Consider the following 13,175-nt stretch of genomic DNA (forward strand, 5'->3'; position numbering starts at 1 on the left):
CGTCCGCGGCTCATATGGCGGTTATCTTAATCCGCGTCGCCGCCAAGGTCGAGGTCAGCTCCCTCACGTATCAAACGTTTTGCCCGTTTGCGTGCGACTTTACGCGCAACGATCACGCGCCAGATGCCGCTTGCAACCAGATAGCCCATCGCCGAACTCACGATCGACAGCACGACAAAACCTACGATGGTAACGCCCGCCACTTCCGCGACATCAAAGACATAATCGCGCCAGCCACTATCCATGCGTTGCACGGCCGCTTCGGCAGCTTGCGCAGCTTCGACGGCTGCCGCGTCAATGCGCAAGATGAAATTGCCAACCCGGTTTGCAACCACGGCCCAAAATGCGATGGTGAAAGGGTTGGTGACAAATGTGACCGCCGCTGCGAGAGGCACGTTGGCGCGCGCGGGCCATGCGAGGAAAGCTGCGAGGAAAATCTGACCGATGGGGATGATGAAGGCTGCAAACAGGCCGAGCGCCACGCCGCGCGGCACCGAACGCCTTGTGAAGCGCCAGAGCTCAGGGTTCAAAAATCGGTGAGCGATCGGCGCCAGATACTTGTTTTTCGCCATCTCTTCGCGGTCCGGCATAGTGCGACCGAGGCGATGCTTCAGCCACACCCAAGGGTTGGGTAGAAAGCCCGGTGTTGAAGGGGAAGAAGAGGACGATTGCGCGCTCATAACCTTACAACATTAACACCCCTTGCGATTTTCCGACCTGCGCATTTCTCAGACTTGCTCAAACAAAGGCGAGAGACACGCGATACGCTCTATATTAGCCATATGGGTATCACATCGCGCCTGACCAATGGGTGAACTATGATAATGACGTTATTACGTCGTTTACGCGGGGCATTTCACCATATGTCGAGTGGTCATAGCGCGCTTACGAACGCTCGCGCATCACCCTTGCCTTGTCGCGTTTCCAATCGCGCTCTTTAATGGTGGCGCGCTTATCGTGCGCCTGCTTGCCCTTGGCGAGCGCCAATTCGACCTTCGCGCGGCCCGTGCGGTTGAAATAAATCGACAAGGGCACAAGCGTCATCCCCTTGCGCTCCACCGCGCCGAACAGCTTGTTGATCTCGCGCGCGTTCAAAAGCAGCTTACGTGGCCGACGCGGCTCGTGGTTGAGCCTGTTCCCGTGCGAATATTCAGGGATGTTGGAGTTGATCAGCCACACCTCCCCATCGCGCACCTCGGCATAACTTTCAGCAATCGTCGCCTGCCCTGCGCGCAAGGCCTTCACCTCAGTCCCCTGCAAAGCGATCCCGGCCTCAAATTTGTCTTCGATATGATAATCAAAGCGCGCCCGCCGATTTTCAGCGACCGTTTTCAATTTATCGAAAGTTTCAGGTTTGGGACGTGCCATAGTGCTGGGCGAGATAGGTTGCCACTTGCCGCTTGCCAAGCGCTACCGTTCAGGCACAGAAGAATTTGCAGCAAGGGATATACAAGATGCACGCCACCAGTTGGACAGAATTCAGCATCGGTGGCGACACCATCGCACCGGGTCATCAAGCTGACATCGCCTTACCCATCACGACAATGGCGACCGGTTACGATTCGCAGCTTGCCGTGCGTGTGCTTCACGGTGCGCGCCCTGGGCCCATCGTGTTCATCAGCGGCGCAATCCACGGCGATGAGTTGAACGGGACCGCCATCATTCACCGGCTCGCCGCCCAAATCGACGCAAGCGACCTGGCGGGCACGCTTTTGCTGGTTCCGGTTGCCAACATCTTCGGGTTTCTCAATCACACCCGCTATCTGCCTGACAGGCGCGATCTCAATCGCTCTTTTCCGGGAAGCGCCGGGGGATCGCTTGCGGCGCAGGTGGCCAATGTATTCTTCAGCGAGATTGTCGCCCGCGCATCGCTTGGCATCGACATCCATACCGCCGCTATCCACCGCTACAACCTGCCGCAAATCCGCATTGCAGCGGGTAACAAGCGACTGGCAGAACTTGCCAAAGCCTTTGCTGCGCCAGTGATTGTTGAAAGCCCGCTGCGGGACGGTTCCCTACGCGCGCTCGCTGCCAAGGAAGGCGTCGATATGCTCCTGATGGAAACGGGAGAGGCGCTGCGCTTTGACCGCTTTTCCATCGAAACAGGCGTTGCCGGGGTCAAGCGGGTTCTGGCGCATCTGGAGATGATTGAACCGGACGCCGATTTGCCTGAGCCTCACCCATCTGCCCGTTCGACAAAAACGCAGTGGGTGCGCTCTCCGCGAGGGGGCGTGTCCCACCGGGCGCGCAAATCTGGCGATGCGGTGAAACAAGGCGATCTTCTCGCTGCGGTCACCGGGCTTTTCGGGGAAGAGCCCGAAGAGATCCTGAGCCCCGTTGACGGCATCATCATCGGCCACGCAACCTTGCCTGTCGTGCACCAGGGCGATGCCATGTTCCACATCGCCCACGTCGAAAATCCGGAGCGCGTGGGCGAGCGGATCGAGACGCTGAGCGATGCGATTTACGCAGGCGAACCCGAAGGTTTCGCCGAAGCGCTGCTGGACGAGGACGAGGTGCTTTAGATCAGTCCGGCGTGCTCAAGCGCTTCGTCCACCGCTTTGCGCGAAGCCTCGCTCGCTTCAACAATCGGCAAGCGCACCGATGGTGAGAACCAGTCGTGCACGCGGCTCAATGCGTATTTAACCGGCGCTGGCGAAGCGTCTGAGAACATCGCGTAATGCAGCGGGAACAACCGGTCGTTCAATTCGCGCGCGCGCTTCAATTCGTTATTGTTGATCGCCTCTTGAAATTCCGCACACAATGCCGGTGCGACATTGGCGGTAACCGAAATCGCCCCCCTGCCGCCTGCGGCATTGTGGGGAAGCCACAATTCATCATTGCCTGAAAGCTGGCAGAAATCGCGGCCAATCCCCATGCGGTGGTCAGCAACTCGCGACAGGTCGCCTGAGGCATCCTTGATTGCGACGATCTGCTCTGGATATTTCTTGACCAGCTCAACAACAGTTTCATCTTCAATATCGGTCACCGTGCGACTTGGCACGTTGTAGAGCACGATTGGCAGATCACACTTTTCCGCAAGATAGCTGAAGTGCGCGATCAAACCCGCCTGGCTTGGACGATTATAATAAGGCGCAACGCAAAGTCCCGCTGCCGCGCCTGCTTTCTTGGCAAAGTTCATATGCAAGGCGGCATTGCGCGTATCGTTCGACCCGCAGCCCGCAATCACCGGAACGCGCCCGGCTGCTTGTTCAATACACACTTCAATCACGCGGTGATGTTCTGCATTCGACAGCGTCGAGGCCTCCCCGGTCGTTCCGCAAGGCACCAGCGCCGAAGAACCATTTTCGATTTGCCAATCAACGAGTTTGCGAAAAGCCGCCTCGTCAAACGATCCGTCGCGAAAAGGAGTCGCTAGAGCGGGAATGGAGCCGCTGAACATTGCTAATTTCCTGTATTGAACTTTACTGACAAATTCGATTGAAAGGGAGCGCCCGCCCCCTCTCGTTCAGCGCCTACTAAGGAGCCGACAGGCACTATGTCCAGCATGGTCAGAAATTTGCTTACATCCCCGGTTGCTCTTGCAGCCCTTGCCGCGTGCTCAATCGGCGCTCTTTCAACACCCTCTTCGGCGCAAATGGGCGGATATAACGCGCGCAGCAACATGGTGGCAGGACAGCCGCAATTTGCCGGCGCTGCGATTGCAAAATGGGAACAGCTTCAGGGCAATGGCGAGTTTTCTTTCAGCGATTATGCCGGGTTTGCCATCGCTTATCCTGATTTCCCACGCACAGAAGTCATTCGCACGAAGGCGGAAAATCGCCTCGACGAAGAAGCGCCGTCGCAATCTGAAATCCTTGCATTTTTCGATGCTCATCCCCCACTGACCAATGCAGGTCGCGCGCGTTATGCCTTGGCGCTTGCCGGGGCCCAGCGGGAGGACGCGTTTGAGGTTGCTCGCGAGGCCTGGCGCGGAGGCACGATGTCGGGTCCAGCAGAAGCTTACCTGCTTGGCCTTTACGGATCGCAATTCTCGCCCGCAGATCACGCTGCGCGCATGGACGCGCTCTTGTGGCAGGGCGATGCTGAAGCGGCTGAGCGGCAGATTATCAACCTAGACCCAGCGATGCGCGATATGGCGCTTGCAAGGCTCGCGCTCGTGCGCGGATCAAGCCTGCAAGCCGCCGGTTTGGTCGCACCACAAGGCGCGCTCAGCGATGCTGGCTTCATCTATAATCTGGCGAGTTATTATCTCGACCGGGGTGAGCGGGGCAATGCGGTCAGTCTATTCGAAAACCGCCCGCAATTTGCCGCGCCTGCGTTTAATCCTGAGGCGTTTGTCGGCGTTATGCTTACCGCTGCAAAGGCAGCAAGCGCAACCGATACGGTCAGGATTGCGAGCCGGATTGACGATGTTTTTGCGCCGGGCACAGACATCTCACAAGGCTCCTTCCGTCTGCGCGACCGCTATACTGACCTGATGTGGATGGGCGGCACCAATGCCTTGTGGCGTCTAGGCGACGGGGCGAAGGCAGCGCCGCTGTTTTTCCGCTACGGAGAAGCCGCGCGCACCCCTCTCACCAAATCAAAAGGGTATTTCTGGGCAGGCCGCGCTGCGCGTGCAGCGGGACAAAGCGCTGAGGCCACTCGCTATTTCGAAATGGCGGCTGAGTATCCGCATTATTATTACGGCCAATTGGCGCTGGGTGCATTGGGCCGACCAATGCCGCAATTTGCCGAACTGCCGCAAGTCAATATGACCGCATCCGAGCGCGCCGAATTCGAAGCGCGCCCGCTGGTGAAAGCAATCCGCTCTATCGCGTCCAATCGTCAGAAATGGCAGACTGAGCGGCGTTTCTTCCAGGCGATTGGGGCAAGCGCTGAAACGCCAGATGATGTCGCGGCCCTTGCCAATCTTGCAGCACAAACGGGCCTTCCCGAAATGGCCGTAGTGGTCGGCATGGAAGCAGGCGCGAATGGCATTAAAGGCGTCGAGCGCGCAGGCTTTCCCATTGTGCCGACGCCGCGTGTCAATGACTGGACCATGGCCCACGCAATCATGCGGCAGGAAAGCGAATTTGATCGCACCCGGCGCAGCCATGCAAACGCAGTGGGCATGATGCAGCTTTTGCGCAGCACCGCGCGTGAAGAGGCGGGCATTCTCGGCATTCAATATATGAGCGCCAATCTCACCGAAGACCCGCTCTACAACATCACATTGGGCGATGCGCACTTTGCGCGGCGCATGGACCTGTATGATGGCGCTTATCCGCTGGCGATTGCGAGCTATAACGCTGGACCCGGACGTGTGCGCCAGTGGGTGCGTTTGAACGGTGATCCGCGCTATGGCAGCGTGGATTGGGTCGAGTGGATTGAGAAGATCCCTTCGAACTTCGAAACCCGCTATTACGTCATGCGCGTGATCGGCAATGCGGTGACATATTCGCATATGTATCCGCAACAAGCTGGCTTGCCGCGCACAGTCGATACTTTCCTGCCTTAAGTACCTTTCATGGCGAGCAAGCCTGGTCCCCCCATCACTCCGCAAGGCATGGCGGCGCTTAAGGCGCGCTACGACCATTTGCTCGGCAAAGAGCGCCCCGAGATTGTTGAAATCGTCAGTTGGGCTGCGGGCAATGGCGACCGTTCGGAAAATGGCGACTATCTTTATGGCCGCAAACGGATGCGCGAGATTGACCGCGAGCTTGCCTATCTCTCGCGCCGGATGAAAGCGTGCCGTGTGGTTGACCCTTCGCAACAACCCGACAAGGCGCGCGTGTTCTTTGGCGCGAAAGTAGAGCTCGCCGACGAGGATGATACGCGCAAACACCTCCAGATCGTAGGCGACGACGAACAGGACGCAGGTCAGGGGCGTATCGGTTGGTCGTCCCCTATCGCCAAGGCACTGAAAGGAGCGTCGGTTGGGGATTGCCGCACAGTAAAGCTTCCCGGCGGGCTTAAAGAATGGGAAGTGATGGCGGTAAGCTATGATTAAAACCGGCCTGCCCTTTCTCGCTTTTTTGGCCCTTTCCACGCCCGCTATCGCTCGCGACAGCCTTGGCGTGTATTCCAATTGGGCCGCCTTTCGCGACGACAGCCCATCGCGCTGTTACGCCATCGCCAAACCACGCGGCAGCAACGCATCGGCCTCTTTTGCAAGCATCGCCAATTGGCCAGACAAAGGCGTCCGTGGCCAATTGCATTTGCGGTTATCCCGAAGTGTTGACGAAAAGGGTGAGGCCACACTCACCATCGGTAGTGATACATTCACGCTTGTAGCCAAAGACCGCAACGCATGGGCCAGCGATGCTCGCATGGATGCGCAGATTGTCGCAGCGATGCGCTCTGCTTCACGGATGAGCGTTGCAGCCCGCAGCGCAAACGGATCCCGATTTTCCGATAGCTACAGCCTTTCTGGCGTAGCAACCGCGATGGATGCGGCAACCGTGGGATGCGCAAACAGAGGCTGACAAAGCGCGCAGGCGGCACTATATGGCCGCTCAATCATGGCAGACACCACACTTATGACCATCCCCGGACAGGTTGATCCGGTTCCCGTCGCGCGTGACATCACGCCGCGTGAGGATGGGCGTATTGATCTCATTGGCCTGCCCCGCCCGCGTATTCGCGAGTTGTTTGAAGAAGCGGGACTTGATGCACGGCAAGCCAAGCTGCGCTCCAAGCAGGTGTTCCACTGGCTCTACCATCGTGGCGTCACCGATTTTGACGCTATGACCGATATTGCCAAGACGATGCGCCCGTGGCTTTCAGAGCGCTTTGTGATCGGGCGGCCCAATGTGGTCGAGGCTCAGCATTCCTCGGACGGCACACGCAAATGGCTGCTGCAAACCGATGACGGCCACGATTTCGAAATGGTCTTTATCCCTGATGCGGACAGAGGCACCTTGTGTGTGTCCTCTCAGGTCGGATGCACGCTGAACTGTACCTTCTGCCACACGGGCACGATGCGGCTTGTTCGCAACCTCACGCCGGGTGAAATCGTGGGTCAGGTGATGCTTGCTCGTGATGCTTTGGGTGAATGGCCCAAGGGCGTGATGGATGGGCTGGACGAGTTGGAGGATGCGGGCCACTACACCGCCGATGGACGCCTGCTCACCAACATCGTGATGATGGGCATGGGTGAGCCGCTTTATAATTTCGATTATGTCCGCGATGCGCTCAAACTGGTGATGGATGGCGACGGCCTTGCGCTTTCGAAACGCCGTATCACTCTTTCCACCAGCGGGGTTATCCCCGCGATGGAACGGTGCGGTCAGGAGATCGGGGTAAATCTCGCGGTTTCCCTGCACGCAGTCACCAAGGATGTGCGCGACGAGATCGTGCCTTTGAACAAGAAATACGGGATCGAAGAGCTTCTTCAGGCCTGCGCCGATTATCCCGGCGCCTCCAACGCGCGGCGGATCACCTTTGAGTATGTGATGCTCAAAGATAAAAACGATTCAGACGAGGACGCGCGCGAGCTTGTGCGGCTGCTTAAGAAATTTAACCTGCCTGCCAAGGTCAATCTGATCCCGTTCAACCCGTGGCCCGGTGCAGAATATGAGTGCTCGACACCTGAGCGGATCAAGGCGTTTTCCGATATCGTATTCGAAGGCGGTATCAGCGCGCCCGTTCGCACCCCTCGCGGCCGCGATATTGATGCGGCTTGCGGACAGCTGAAAACGGCGGCGGAGAAAAAGAGCCGCGCGCAAAGGGACCGCGAAGCTGCCGAACAGGCGGCAGCGCAGGTCACGTCGGGCGAGTGAGCATCGACCCTGCCACTTTCGAATTCTACCAATCGGGCGCGCCCCATTTTTCTCTAAGCTCTGCGATCAGCCATTCGCGGCATCTGGATCATTTTCTCGACCAGCTTGAGCCGCGCGCGCGGGTGCTTGAGCTTGGCTGCGGCGCGGGCCGCGATGCGGTTCGCATCATTGAACGCGGGTTTGATCTTGATGCGACCGATGGCGTGCCAGCGATGGTCGAAAAGGCCAATGAACGCCACGATGTGGCTGCGCGGAGGATGCGATTTGACGAGCTGGATGCCAAGGCAGAGTACGACGCAGTATGGGCCCATGCCTGCCTCCTCCATTGCCCTCGCGGCGAATTGCCTGACGTGCTCGCACGCATTCACCGCGCGCTGAAGCCGGGCGGCTATCATTATGCGAGCTACAAGCTGGGGGATGGCGAGGGGCGCGATCTGCTTGGGCGCCTGCATAATTTCCCCTCGCCCCAATGGCTGTTTGACACTTATGATGCCGCCGGATTTAAGACAGTTGCGCACGAAATCTTCGCTGGAAAAGCAAGCGATGGGACGCAGCGCGATTGGTTGGCTCTTACCGTGAGGAAACAATGAAACGCACGTTAGAGGCCATTTGCACTGGCACCGCCCGCCCCTTTAACGGCGCAGAACTCAGCGCATTTGCCAAACGCCCGCGCGAGGGCAAAGTGCAAATTCTCAAAGACGGCCTCGCACCCGATGAGCAAGCCGACCGCAAACATCACGGCGGGCCCGATATGGCGCTCCACCTCTATCCGCTGGCGCATCACGATTTCTGGCGTGGGGAATTGGGCGATATTGCTCTTCTTGATGAACCGGGCGCGTTCGGCTCGAACCTTGCGGTCAGCGACCTTACCGAAGCCGAAGTCCATCTCGGCGACCGCTTTCGCCTCGGCAGCGCGCTCATCGAGATCAGCCAGCCACGCCAACCGTGCTGGAAGATTGAGCATCGGTTTTCCGACCACTGCGATTCCAAAGGCATGGTGGCAAAAATCCTCCAGATGGCACGCTGTGGGTGGTATTTTCGGGTCCTCGAAATGGGCGAAGCAGAAGCCGGAGATGCACTGGAACGCATCGAGCTGGGCCATGAAAACTGGGACATCGCCCGCGCCTCGTCGGTGCTTCACGCGGGGAAAGGTTCGCCCGAAGAGTACGCCGACCTTGCCGCGATGGAGGTGCTTTCTGTCCGTGAGCGGGAACGAGCCAGAAGCCGCTTGAAGTAGCGCGTTCTGCACTCTTCTAGCCTCACTTGGCCCCAATCATGCATCATCTCAGCGGATAAACCATCTCTCGTTGGGAAAGGTTCAGGCTTCTTCGCGATTATGTGGTGTTCGGACTTCCTTCTCCACACTCATAAGGGGAAACCCATGAAGAAGATTGCAACCCTCACAGCGATATCGTTCGCGGCCTTTACGGCTGCCGCCTCTGCGCAGCCAATGGCAGTCACAACAGCAACTCCATCATTCGTCGCGGCTGCCAGCGCAGGTGTGACAATGGATCCCCCACCCCATGCCCGTGCGCTTGGTCGCCGCGCAAAAGATCGCGATCGCATTTATGATAGTCGCGGGCGCTATCTCGAACCGCGCCGACTTCGCCGCGATGATCGCATCTGGCGCGGTGATGACGGACGGTATTATTGCAAGCGCGACAATGGCACGACCGGCCTAATCGTAGGTGCGGGATTGGGTGCACTCGCAGGCAGGGCAATCGACACACGCGGCGATCGTACAGTCGGCACACTTCTTGGCGGTGCATTGGGAGCAGTCATCGGACGCGAAATTGATCGGGGCGAACTGCGCTGCCGTTGAGACGGGATTATGTGAGGTGTTTCTTTAGCTGAGCGCCCCGCCCCTACTCACAATCTGGCAACGCCCGCCAATCCACGCGTCGCCGCTCTCATCCTGCTCGCACCGGACAAGGCCGTTTGCGCCCACCTTGCGCCCCTGCCCTGCGGTATAGCTGCCTTGGGCCAGCCCGTTTTCGAACAGGTGGATGGCAACCCCTGCGTTAAAACTGCCTGTCACCGGGTCTTCGTTGAGGCGTCCGAGCGCATCGGCAAAGAATGCGCGCAGTTCCCAATCGCGTTCAAATCCTGCCTCGTGCGGGCCAGCGATACCGACATCCGTGCCCACGGGCGCTATGGTCACTGGAGCAGCGGCGAGCACATCATCTGCTGATTTAAGACGCAATAGCTGCCATTTGGGGCCGTTGACGACGTGCACTGCCTCAATGACGGCGGCTTCATCGACACCAGTAAGCGTAATGGCTGCGGCGCGCTCCTCATCGGTCAAAGGTTCATGCTTGAGAAGCGGTGGCGCCTTGAACGCGAGGCTTTCGCCCTCCACACGGATGTCAACAAGGCCGATGCCGCATTCCTGCACCACCCTTCCCTCGCCCTTGGCGATCCCACCTGCCTCTAACCATGAATGGCACGAGCCAAGCGTTGGGTGGCCTGCAAAAGGCAGTTCGCCGCCCGGGTAAAAGATACGCACCCGGTAATCCGCGGCAGGATCAGTGGGCGGCAGGAGAAAAGTCGTTTCGGAAAATCCAAGCCAATTGGTGAAGGCCTGCATTTCTTGGGCGCTCAGATCATCACCCCCATGCACCACCCCAAGCGGGTTGCCCGAAAGCGGCCCGTCACAAAACACATCAATCAGATCACAGGTCGGCATATGAAAAATTCCCTTTGCCTGTAACCTTATGGCGGCTTCGTGCGTTACGCTAGGCAAGCGTGCGATTTTCTGTTTCTAAGGATATTATGACCAAGCCAGCCGTTCTTATCACCGGAAGCGCCACTCGCCTTGGTGCCGAGATCGCGCGTGGGTTTGGCAAGGCTGGTTGGCACGTGGTGATCCATCACCTTACCTCGGATGATGAGGCTGAGGCGCTTCAATCTGAATTACCGAGCGCAGAGACGGTGTGCTGCGACCTTGCCGATCACGATGCTGCGGTTCGTTTGATAAAGGGCCTGTGTGCAAGGCTGCCCGAATTTCGATGTCTCATCAATTCTGCCTCGATTTTCCAATATGACAATGCACGTGAAATTGAGCCGGATAAATATCAGCAAGCGATGCGCATAAACGCGCTTACCCCTGCTTTGATGACGCAGCATTTTCTCGCCAGTGCGAGGAGTGCGGCAACGCGCTGCGCAATTCAGGTGACCGATATGAAGCTGGAGAACACGAACCCGGATTTCTTCAGCTACACCATGTCCAAACACGCGCTTGCCTCAACCATTCGAATGTTCGCCAAGGATGCAGGCGACCAAGCGCGCATTTACGGTATCGCGCCCGGCGCGATCCTTCCCAGCCACGATCAGAGCGAAGACGAAACCGACACCAGTCATAAGATGAACCTGCTGGAGCGAAAGACCGGAGCAGATGAAATTGTCGACGCGGCGCTCTTCCTCAGCACAGGCGCGCTCAAAAGCGGCTCGACCCTATTTGTTGATAGCGGTCAACACCTGCTCGATCAGCCGCGCGATGTGATCTATCTCGCAAGGGAAGAGGCGTGATGAAGCGCCACGCGCTTTCTACGCGCCTCTGGCACTGGATAAACGCGCTCGCCTTTGTGGTGCTGTTTATGTCCGGCCTCAACATCTCCAATGCGCACCGCGCACTTTACTGGGGCGACTATGGCTATGATATGAGCGAAGCGTGGCTGATCGTTGCGCGGTTCCCATCGTGGATGACGATCCCTCAGAGATACGACCTCGCCGAAGCGCGCGATTGGCATAACCTATCGGCATGGGCGTTCGCGCTTGGTCTTCTTGTCATGTGGGCGACGAGCCTTTTGAACCGCCATTTCGCCCGTGACATCGCGACCAGCCTTGAAGATTGGCGACCCGACGCGTGGAAAGCCGCGATCAAGGAACACACGCGCCCCGGCGATCATGGCGATCGCTCCTATAATGCGGTTCAGAAGATCACTTATGGCCTCGTGCTCGGTATTGGCCTGCCGATGATGATTGCCACAGGCCTTGCGATCAGTCCGGGATTTGAGGTGGCCGCGCCTTGGCTTGTTGATGCGTTTGGAGGGAGGCAAAGCGCACGGTCCTTGCATTTCATTTGTGCCTGGGGGCTCGCGGGATTTGTCGCCTTGCATCTGTTTATGGTGCTGTGGTCCGGCCCGGTAAAGCAGATTGGCCGCATGATCACCGGAGGACGCCGCGAGGGAGATACCAATGCCTGATTTGAAACGCCGCTCGCTTCTGGCTGGCCTTGCCGCTATGCCTGCCGCCGCCTGCACCGAGCTTGCCGAGACAAAGCCCGCGGGCGATCTGTTCGATGCCGCCGAAGACTGGCACCGCACCGCCCACCGCAGACTTGCCGCGCGTCAGGCATTGGCGCCTGAGTACGCCCCCGACGAACGCTCTCCCGATGTAAAAGGCAATGGCACGGTGAGCATAGAAACGCCCGAATATCAGGAGCAGTTGGCAAAGGGTTTTGCCGACTGGCGATTAGCGGTGCGCGGCTTGGTCGACAATCCGCTGAGCCTCTCGCTGGCCGACCTCAAAGCCCTCCCTCAACGCACTCAGATCACCCGCCATGACTGTGTCGAAGGATGGAGCGCGATTGGCGAATGGAAGGGGCCGCTGCTTTCCGACCTCCTCGACCGAGCACGAGTCAGTGAAAAGGCCAACTTCATCGTCTTTCGCTGCGCCGATGTGCTCTACAACCGCGACTATTACGAGAGCGTCGATATGGTCGATGCCTATCACCCACAAACGATCATCGCGCATGAGTTGAACGGCGAGCCTCTGCCTGAAAAGAACGGCGCTCCCTTGCGGGTTCGAATCGAGCGCCAACTGGGCTACAAGCACGCCAAATATCTGACCGCCATCGAAGCGGTTGCGAGCTTCGATGACCTATATGGCGGCAAAGGTGGCTTTTGGGAGGATATTGGTGACTATCAATGGTATGCGGGGATCTAAGCCCTACTCCGGATAAACGCGGTTCATCGCCTCCCAGCACTCCTCAACGATCTCTTCGAGGACATCGAGGTCAATGTCCGCCAGGTTGTTTACGTAAACACAGCTCGCGCCTGTTTTGTGCTTGCCCATCTGCTCCAGTAGCGCGTCCACCTTCGCGCCCGTCGCCTCATCGCAATAGCGGCCCATGAGATAAAGCGAGTGCTTTGCTTTGCGAGGGCTAAAGCCCGTGCGGCACATATCGCCCTCGCGCCCGCTGTCATATTTGTAGTGATAGCTACCATAGCCGATGATTGAAGGGCCCCACATCTGCGGCTCTTGCCCTGTCACTTTGCGAAAAAGCGCATCGAGAACGCGCGCATCGTCGCGCTTTGATTGAGGCTCCACTGCCTCAATAAACGCATCTACGGACACCTTGGTCGGCTTTGTCTTGTTCTCTGCCATTGTCGCCCCCCTCCAAATGGTTTCAGTCAGCAATTGACATCCTACCACATCACAACGCAC

16 protein-coding genes are annotated in these 13,175 nt (G+C 58.2%); 11 read left to right on the top strand and 5 right to left on the bottom strand.

All coding sequences use genetic code 11. The features are described 5' to 3' along the window. Nucleotides 1-26: 26 nt before the first annotated feature. Both INR77_RS11470 and smpB read right to left on the bottom strand, forming a co-directional pair. Complete coding sequence (locus INR77_RS11470; protein WP_223073542.1) at nt 27-590, bottom strand: DUF2062 domain-containing protein; 564 nt, start codon at nt 588-590, stop codon at nt 27-29. A gap of 295 nt (nt 591-885) precedes the next feature. Then, nucleotides 886-1,368: an SsrA-binding protein SmpB gene (smpB, locus tag INR77_RS11475; protein WP_223071178.1), complete on the bottom strand. Its 483-nt coding sequence runs from the start codon at nt 1,366-1,368 to the stop codon at nt 886-888. 86 nt (nt 1,369-1,454) lie between these two features. Here smpB and INR77_RS11480 point away from each other — a divergent pair, with 86 nt between their 5' ends. Then, nucleotides 1,455-2,525, top strand: a complete 1,071-nt coding sequence (locus tag INR77_RS11480; protein ID WP_223071179.1) for a succinylglutamate desuccinylase/aspartoacylase family protein — start codon at nt 1,455-1,457, stop codon at nt 2,523-2,525. On the opposite strand, the gene dapA is transcribed toward INR77_RS11480, so the two are convergent. Next, nucleotides 2,522-3,403: a 4-hydroxy-tetrahydrodipicolinate synthase gene (gene dapA / locus INR77_RS11485; protein WP_223071180.1), complete on the bottom strand. Its 882-nt coding sequence runs from the start codon at nt 3,401-3,403 to the stop codon at nt 2,522-2,524. The genes INR77_RS11480 and dapA overlap by 4 nt on opposite strands. A gap of 96 nt (nt 3,404-3,499) precedes the next feature. Here dapA and INR77_RS11490 point away from each other — a divergent pair, with 96 nt between their 5' ends. The 7 genes from INR77_RS11490 (at nt 3,500) to INR77_RS11520 (ending at nt 9,549) form a co-directional block, all read left to right on the top strand. Beyond that, entirely contained in the window at nt 3,500-5,464 is a 1,965-nt protein-coding gene (locus INR77_RS11490) for a lytic transglycosylase domain-containing protein (RefSeq protein ID WP_255573760.1), read from the top strand. A gap of 9 nt (nt 5,465-5,473) precedes the next feature. Next, entirely contained in the window at nt 5,474-5,956 is a 483-nt protein-coding gene (gene greB / locus INR77_RS11495; RefSeq protein ID WP_223071181.1) for a transcription elongation factor GreB, read from the top strand. Continuing rightward, complete coding sequence (locus INR77_RS11500; protein WP_223071182.1) at nt 5,949-6,431, top strand: invasion associated locus B family protein; 483 nt, start codon at nt 5,949-5,951, stop codon at nt 6,429-6,431. Before greB ends, INR77_RS11500 begins: the two co-directional genes overlap by 8 nt. Before the next feature lie 36 nt (nt 6,432-6,467). Continuing rightward, the gene (gene rlmN, locus INR77_RS11505; protein WP_223071183.1) at nt 6,468-7,727 is read left to right on the top strand and encodes a 23S rRNA (adenine(2503)-C(2))-methyltransferase RlmN; all 1,260 of its coding nucleotides are present in this window, start codon (nt 6,468-6,470) and stop codon (nt 7,725-7,727) included. Then, complete coding sequence (locus INR77_RS11510; protein WP_223071184.1) at nt 7,724-8,317, top strand: trans-aconitate 2-methyltransferase; 594 nt, start codon at nt 7,724-7,726, stop codon at nt 8,315-8,317. The genes rlmN and INR77_RS11510 overlap by 4 nt, the downstream gene beginning before the upstream one ends. Beyond that, nucleotides 8,314-8,964 (top strand): MOSC domain-containing protein, encoded by a 651-nt coding sequence (locus INR77_RS11515; RefSeq protein WP_223071185.1) that lies wholly within the window; start codon nt 8,314-8,316, stop codon nt 8,962-8,964. The genes INR77_RS11510 and INR77_RS11515 overlap by 4 nt, the downstream gene beginning before the upstream one ends. 144 nt (nt 8,965-9,108) lie before the next feature. Next, a complete protein-coding gene (locus tag INR77_RS11520; protein ID WP_223071186.1) occupies nt 9,109-9,549 on the top strand; it encodes a glycine zipper 2TM domain-containing protein in 441 nt (146 codons plus the stop codon). Between the two features lie 24 nt (nt 9,550-9,573). Here the strand turns inward: INR77_RS11520 and INR77_RS11525 are convergent, their stop codons facing one another. After that, the gene (locus INR77_RS11525) at nt 9,574-10,413 is read right to left on the bottom strand and encodes a PhzF family phenazine biosynthesis protein (protein ID WP_223071187.1); all 840 of its coding nucleotides are present in this window, start codon (nt 10,411-10,413) and stop codon (nt 9,574-9,576) included. Between the two features lie 86 nt (nt 10,414-10,499). Here INR77_RS11525 and INR77_RS11530 point away from each other — a divergent pair, with 86 nt between their 5' ends. Genes INR77_RS11530 through INR77_RS11540 form a run of 3 tightly spaced genes read left to right on the top strand, consistent with a single transcriptional unit; the run spans nt 10,500 to nt 12,674 of the window. Further along, the gene (locus tag INR77_RS11530; protein ID WP_223071188.1) at nt 10,500-11,255 is read left to right on the top strand and encodes an SDR family oxidoreductase; all 756 of its coding nucleotides are present in this window, start codon (nt 10,500-10,502) and stop codon (nt 11,253-11,255) included. Next, on the top strand, nt 11,255-11,932 hold the full coding sequence (locus tag INR77_RS11535; RefSeq protein WP_223071189.1) for a cytochrome b/b6 domain-containing protein: 678 nt from the start codon (nt 11,255-11,257) through the stop codon (nt 11,930-11,932). The genes INR77_RS11530 and INR77_RS11535 overlap by 1 nt, the downstream gene beginning before the upstream one ends. Next, a complete protein-coding gene (locus INR77_RS11540; RefSeq protein ID WP_223071190.1) occupies nt 11,925-12,674 on the top strand; it encodes a molybdopterin-dependent oxidoreductase in 750 nt (249 codons plus the stop codon). Before INR77_RS11535 ends, INR77_RS11540 begins: the two co-directional genes overlap by 8 nt. 3 nt (nt 12,675-12,677) lie before the next feature. On the opposite strand, the gene INR77_RS11545 is transcribed toward INR77_RS11540, so the two are convergent. Beyond that, a complete protein-coding gene (locus tag INR77_RS11545; RefSeq protein WP_223071191.1) occupies nt 12,678-13,115 on the bottom strand; it encodes a DUF1801 domain-containing protein in 438 nt (145 codons plus the stop codon). Between the last annotated feature and the right edge of the window lie 60 nt (nt 13,116-13,175).

Origin of the sequence: Erythrobacter sp. SCSIO 43205, from assembly GCF_019904235.1 — a bacterium.
GTDB lineage: Bacteria > Pseudomonadota > Alphaproteobacteria > Sphingomonadales > Sphingomonadaceae > Erythrobacter.

Excerpts from the sequence above, each read along its gene's own strand:
- INR77_RS11470 (WP_223073542.1), bottom strand. The coding sequence starts at position 590 with ATGCCGGACCGCGAAGAGATGGCGAAAAACAAGTATCTGGCGCCGATC.
- smpB (WP_223071178.1), bottom strand. The coding sequence starts at position 1,368 with ATGGCACGTCCCAAACCTGAAACTTTCGATAAATTGAAAACGGTCGCT.
- INR77_RS11480 (WP_223071179.1), top strand. The coding sequence starts at position 1,455 with ATGCACGCCACCAGTTGGACAGAATTCAGCATCGGTGGCGACACCATC.
- dapA (WP_223071180.1), bottom strand. The coding sequence starts at position 3,403 with ATGTTCAGCGGCTCCATTCCCGCTCTAGCGACTCCTTTTCGCGACGGA.
- INR77_RS11490 (WP_255573760.1), top strand. The coding sequence starts at position 3,500 with ATGTCCAGCATGGTCAGAAATTTGCTTACATCCCCGGTTGCTCTTGCA.
- greB (WP_223071181.1), top strand. The coding sequence starts at position 5,474 with ATGGCGAGCAAGCCTGGTCCCCCCATCACTCCGCAAGGCATGGCGGCG.
- INR77_RS11500 (WP_223071182.1), top strand. The coding sequence starts at position 5,949 with ATGATTAAAACCGGCCTGCCCTTTCTCGCTTTTTTGGCCCTTTCCACG.
- rlmN (WP_223071183.1), top strand. The coding sequence starts at position 6,468 with ATGGCAGACACCACACTTATGACCATCCCCGGACAGGTTGATCCGGTT.
- INR77_RS11515 (WP_223071185.1), top strand. The coding sequence starts at position 8,314 with ATGAAACGCACGTTAGAGGCCATTTGCACTGGCACCGCCCGCCCCTTT.
- INR77_RS11520 (WP_223071186.1), top strand. The coding sequence starts at position 9,109 with ATGAAGAAGATTGCAACCCTCACAGCGATATCGTTCGCGGCCTTTACG.
- INR77_RS11525 (WP_223071187.1), bottom strand. The coding sequence starts at position 10,413 with ATGCCGACCTGTGATCTGATTGATGTGTTTTGTGACGGGCCGCTTTCG.
- INR77_RS11530 (WP_223071188.1), top strand. The coding sequence starts at position 10,500 with ATGACCAAGCCAGCCGTTCTTATCACCGGAAGCGCCACTCGCCTTGGT.
- INR77_RS11535 (WP_223071189.1), top strand. The coding sequence starts at position 11,255 with ATGAAGCGCCACGCGCTTTCTACGCGCCTCTGGCACTGGATAAACGCG.
- INR77_RS11540 (WP_223071190.1), top strand. The coding sequence starts at position 11,925 with ATGCCTGATTTGAAACGCCGCTCGCTTCTGGCTGGCCTTGCCGCTATG.
- INR77_RS11545 (WP_223071191.1), bottom strand. The coding sequence starts at position 13,115 with ATGGCAGAGAACAAGACAAAGCCGACCAAGGTGTCCGTAGATGCGTTT.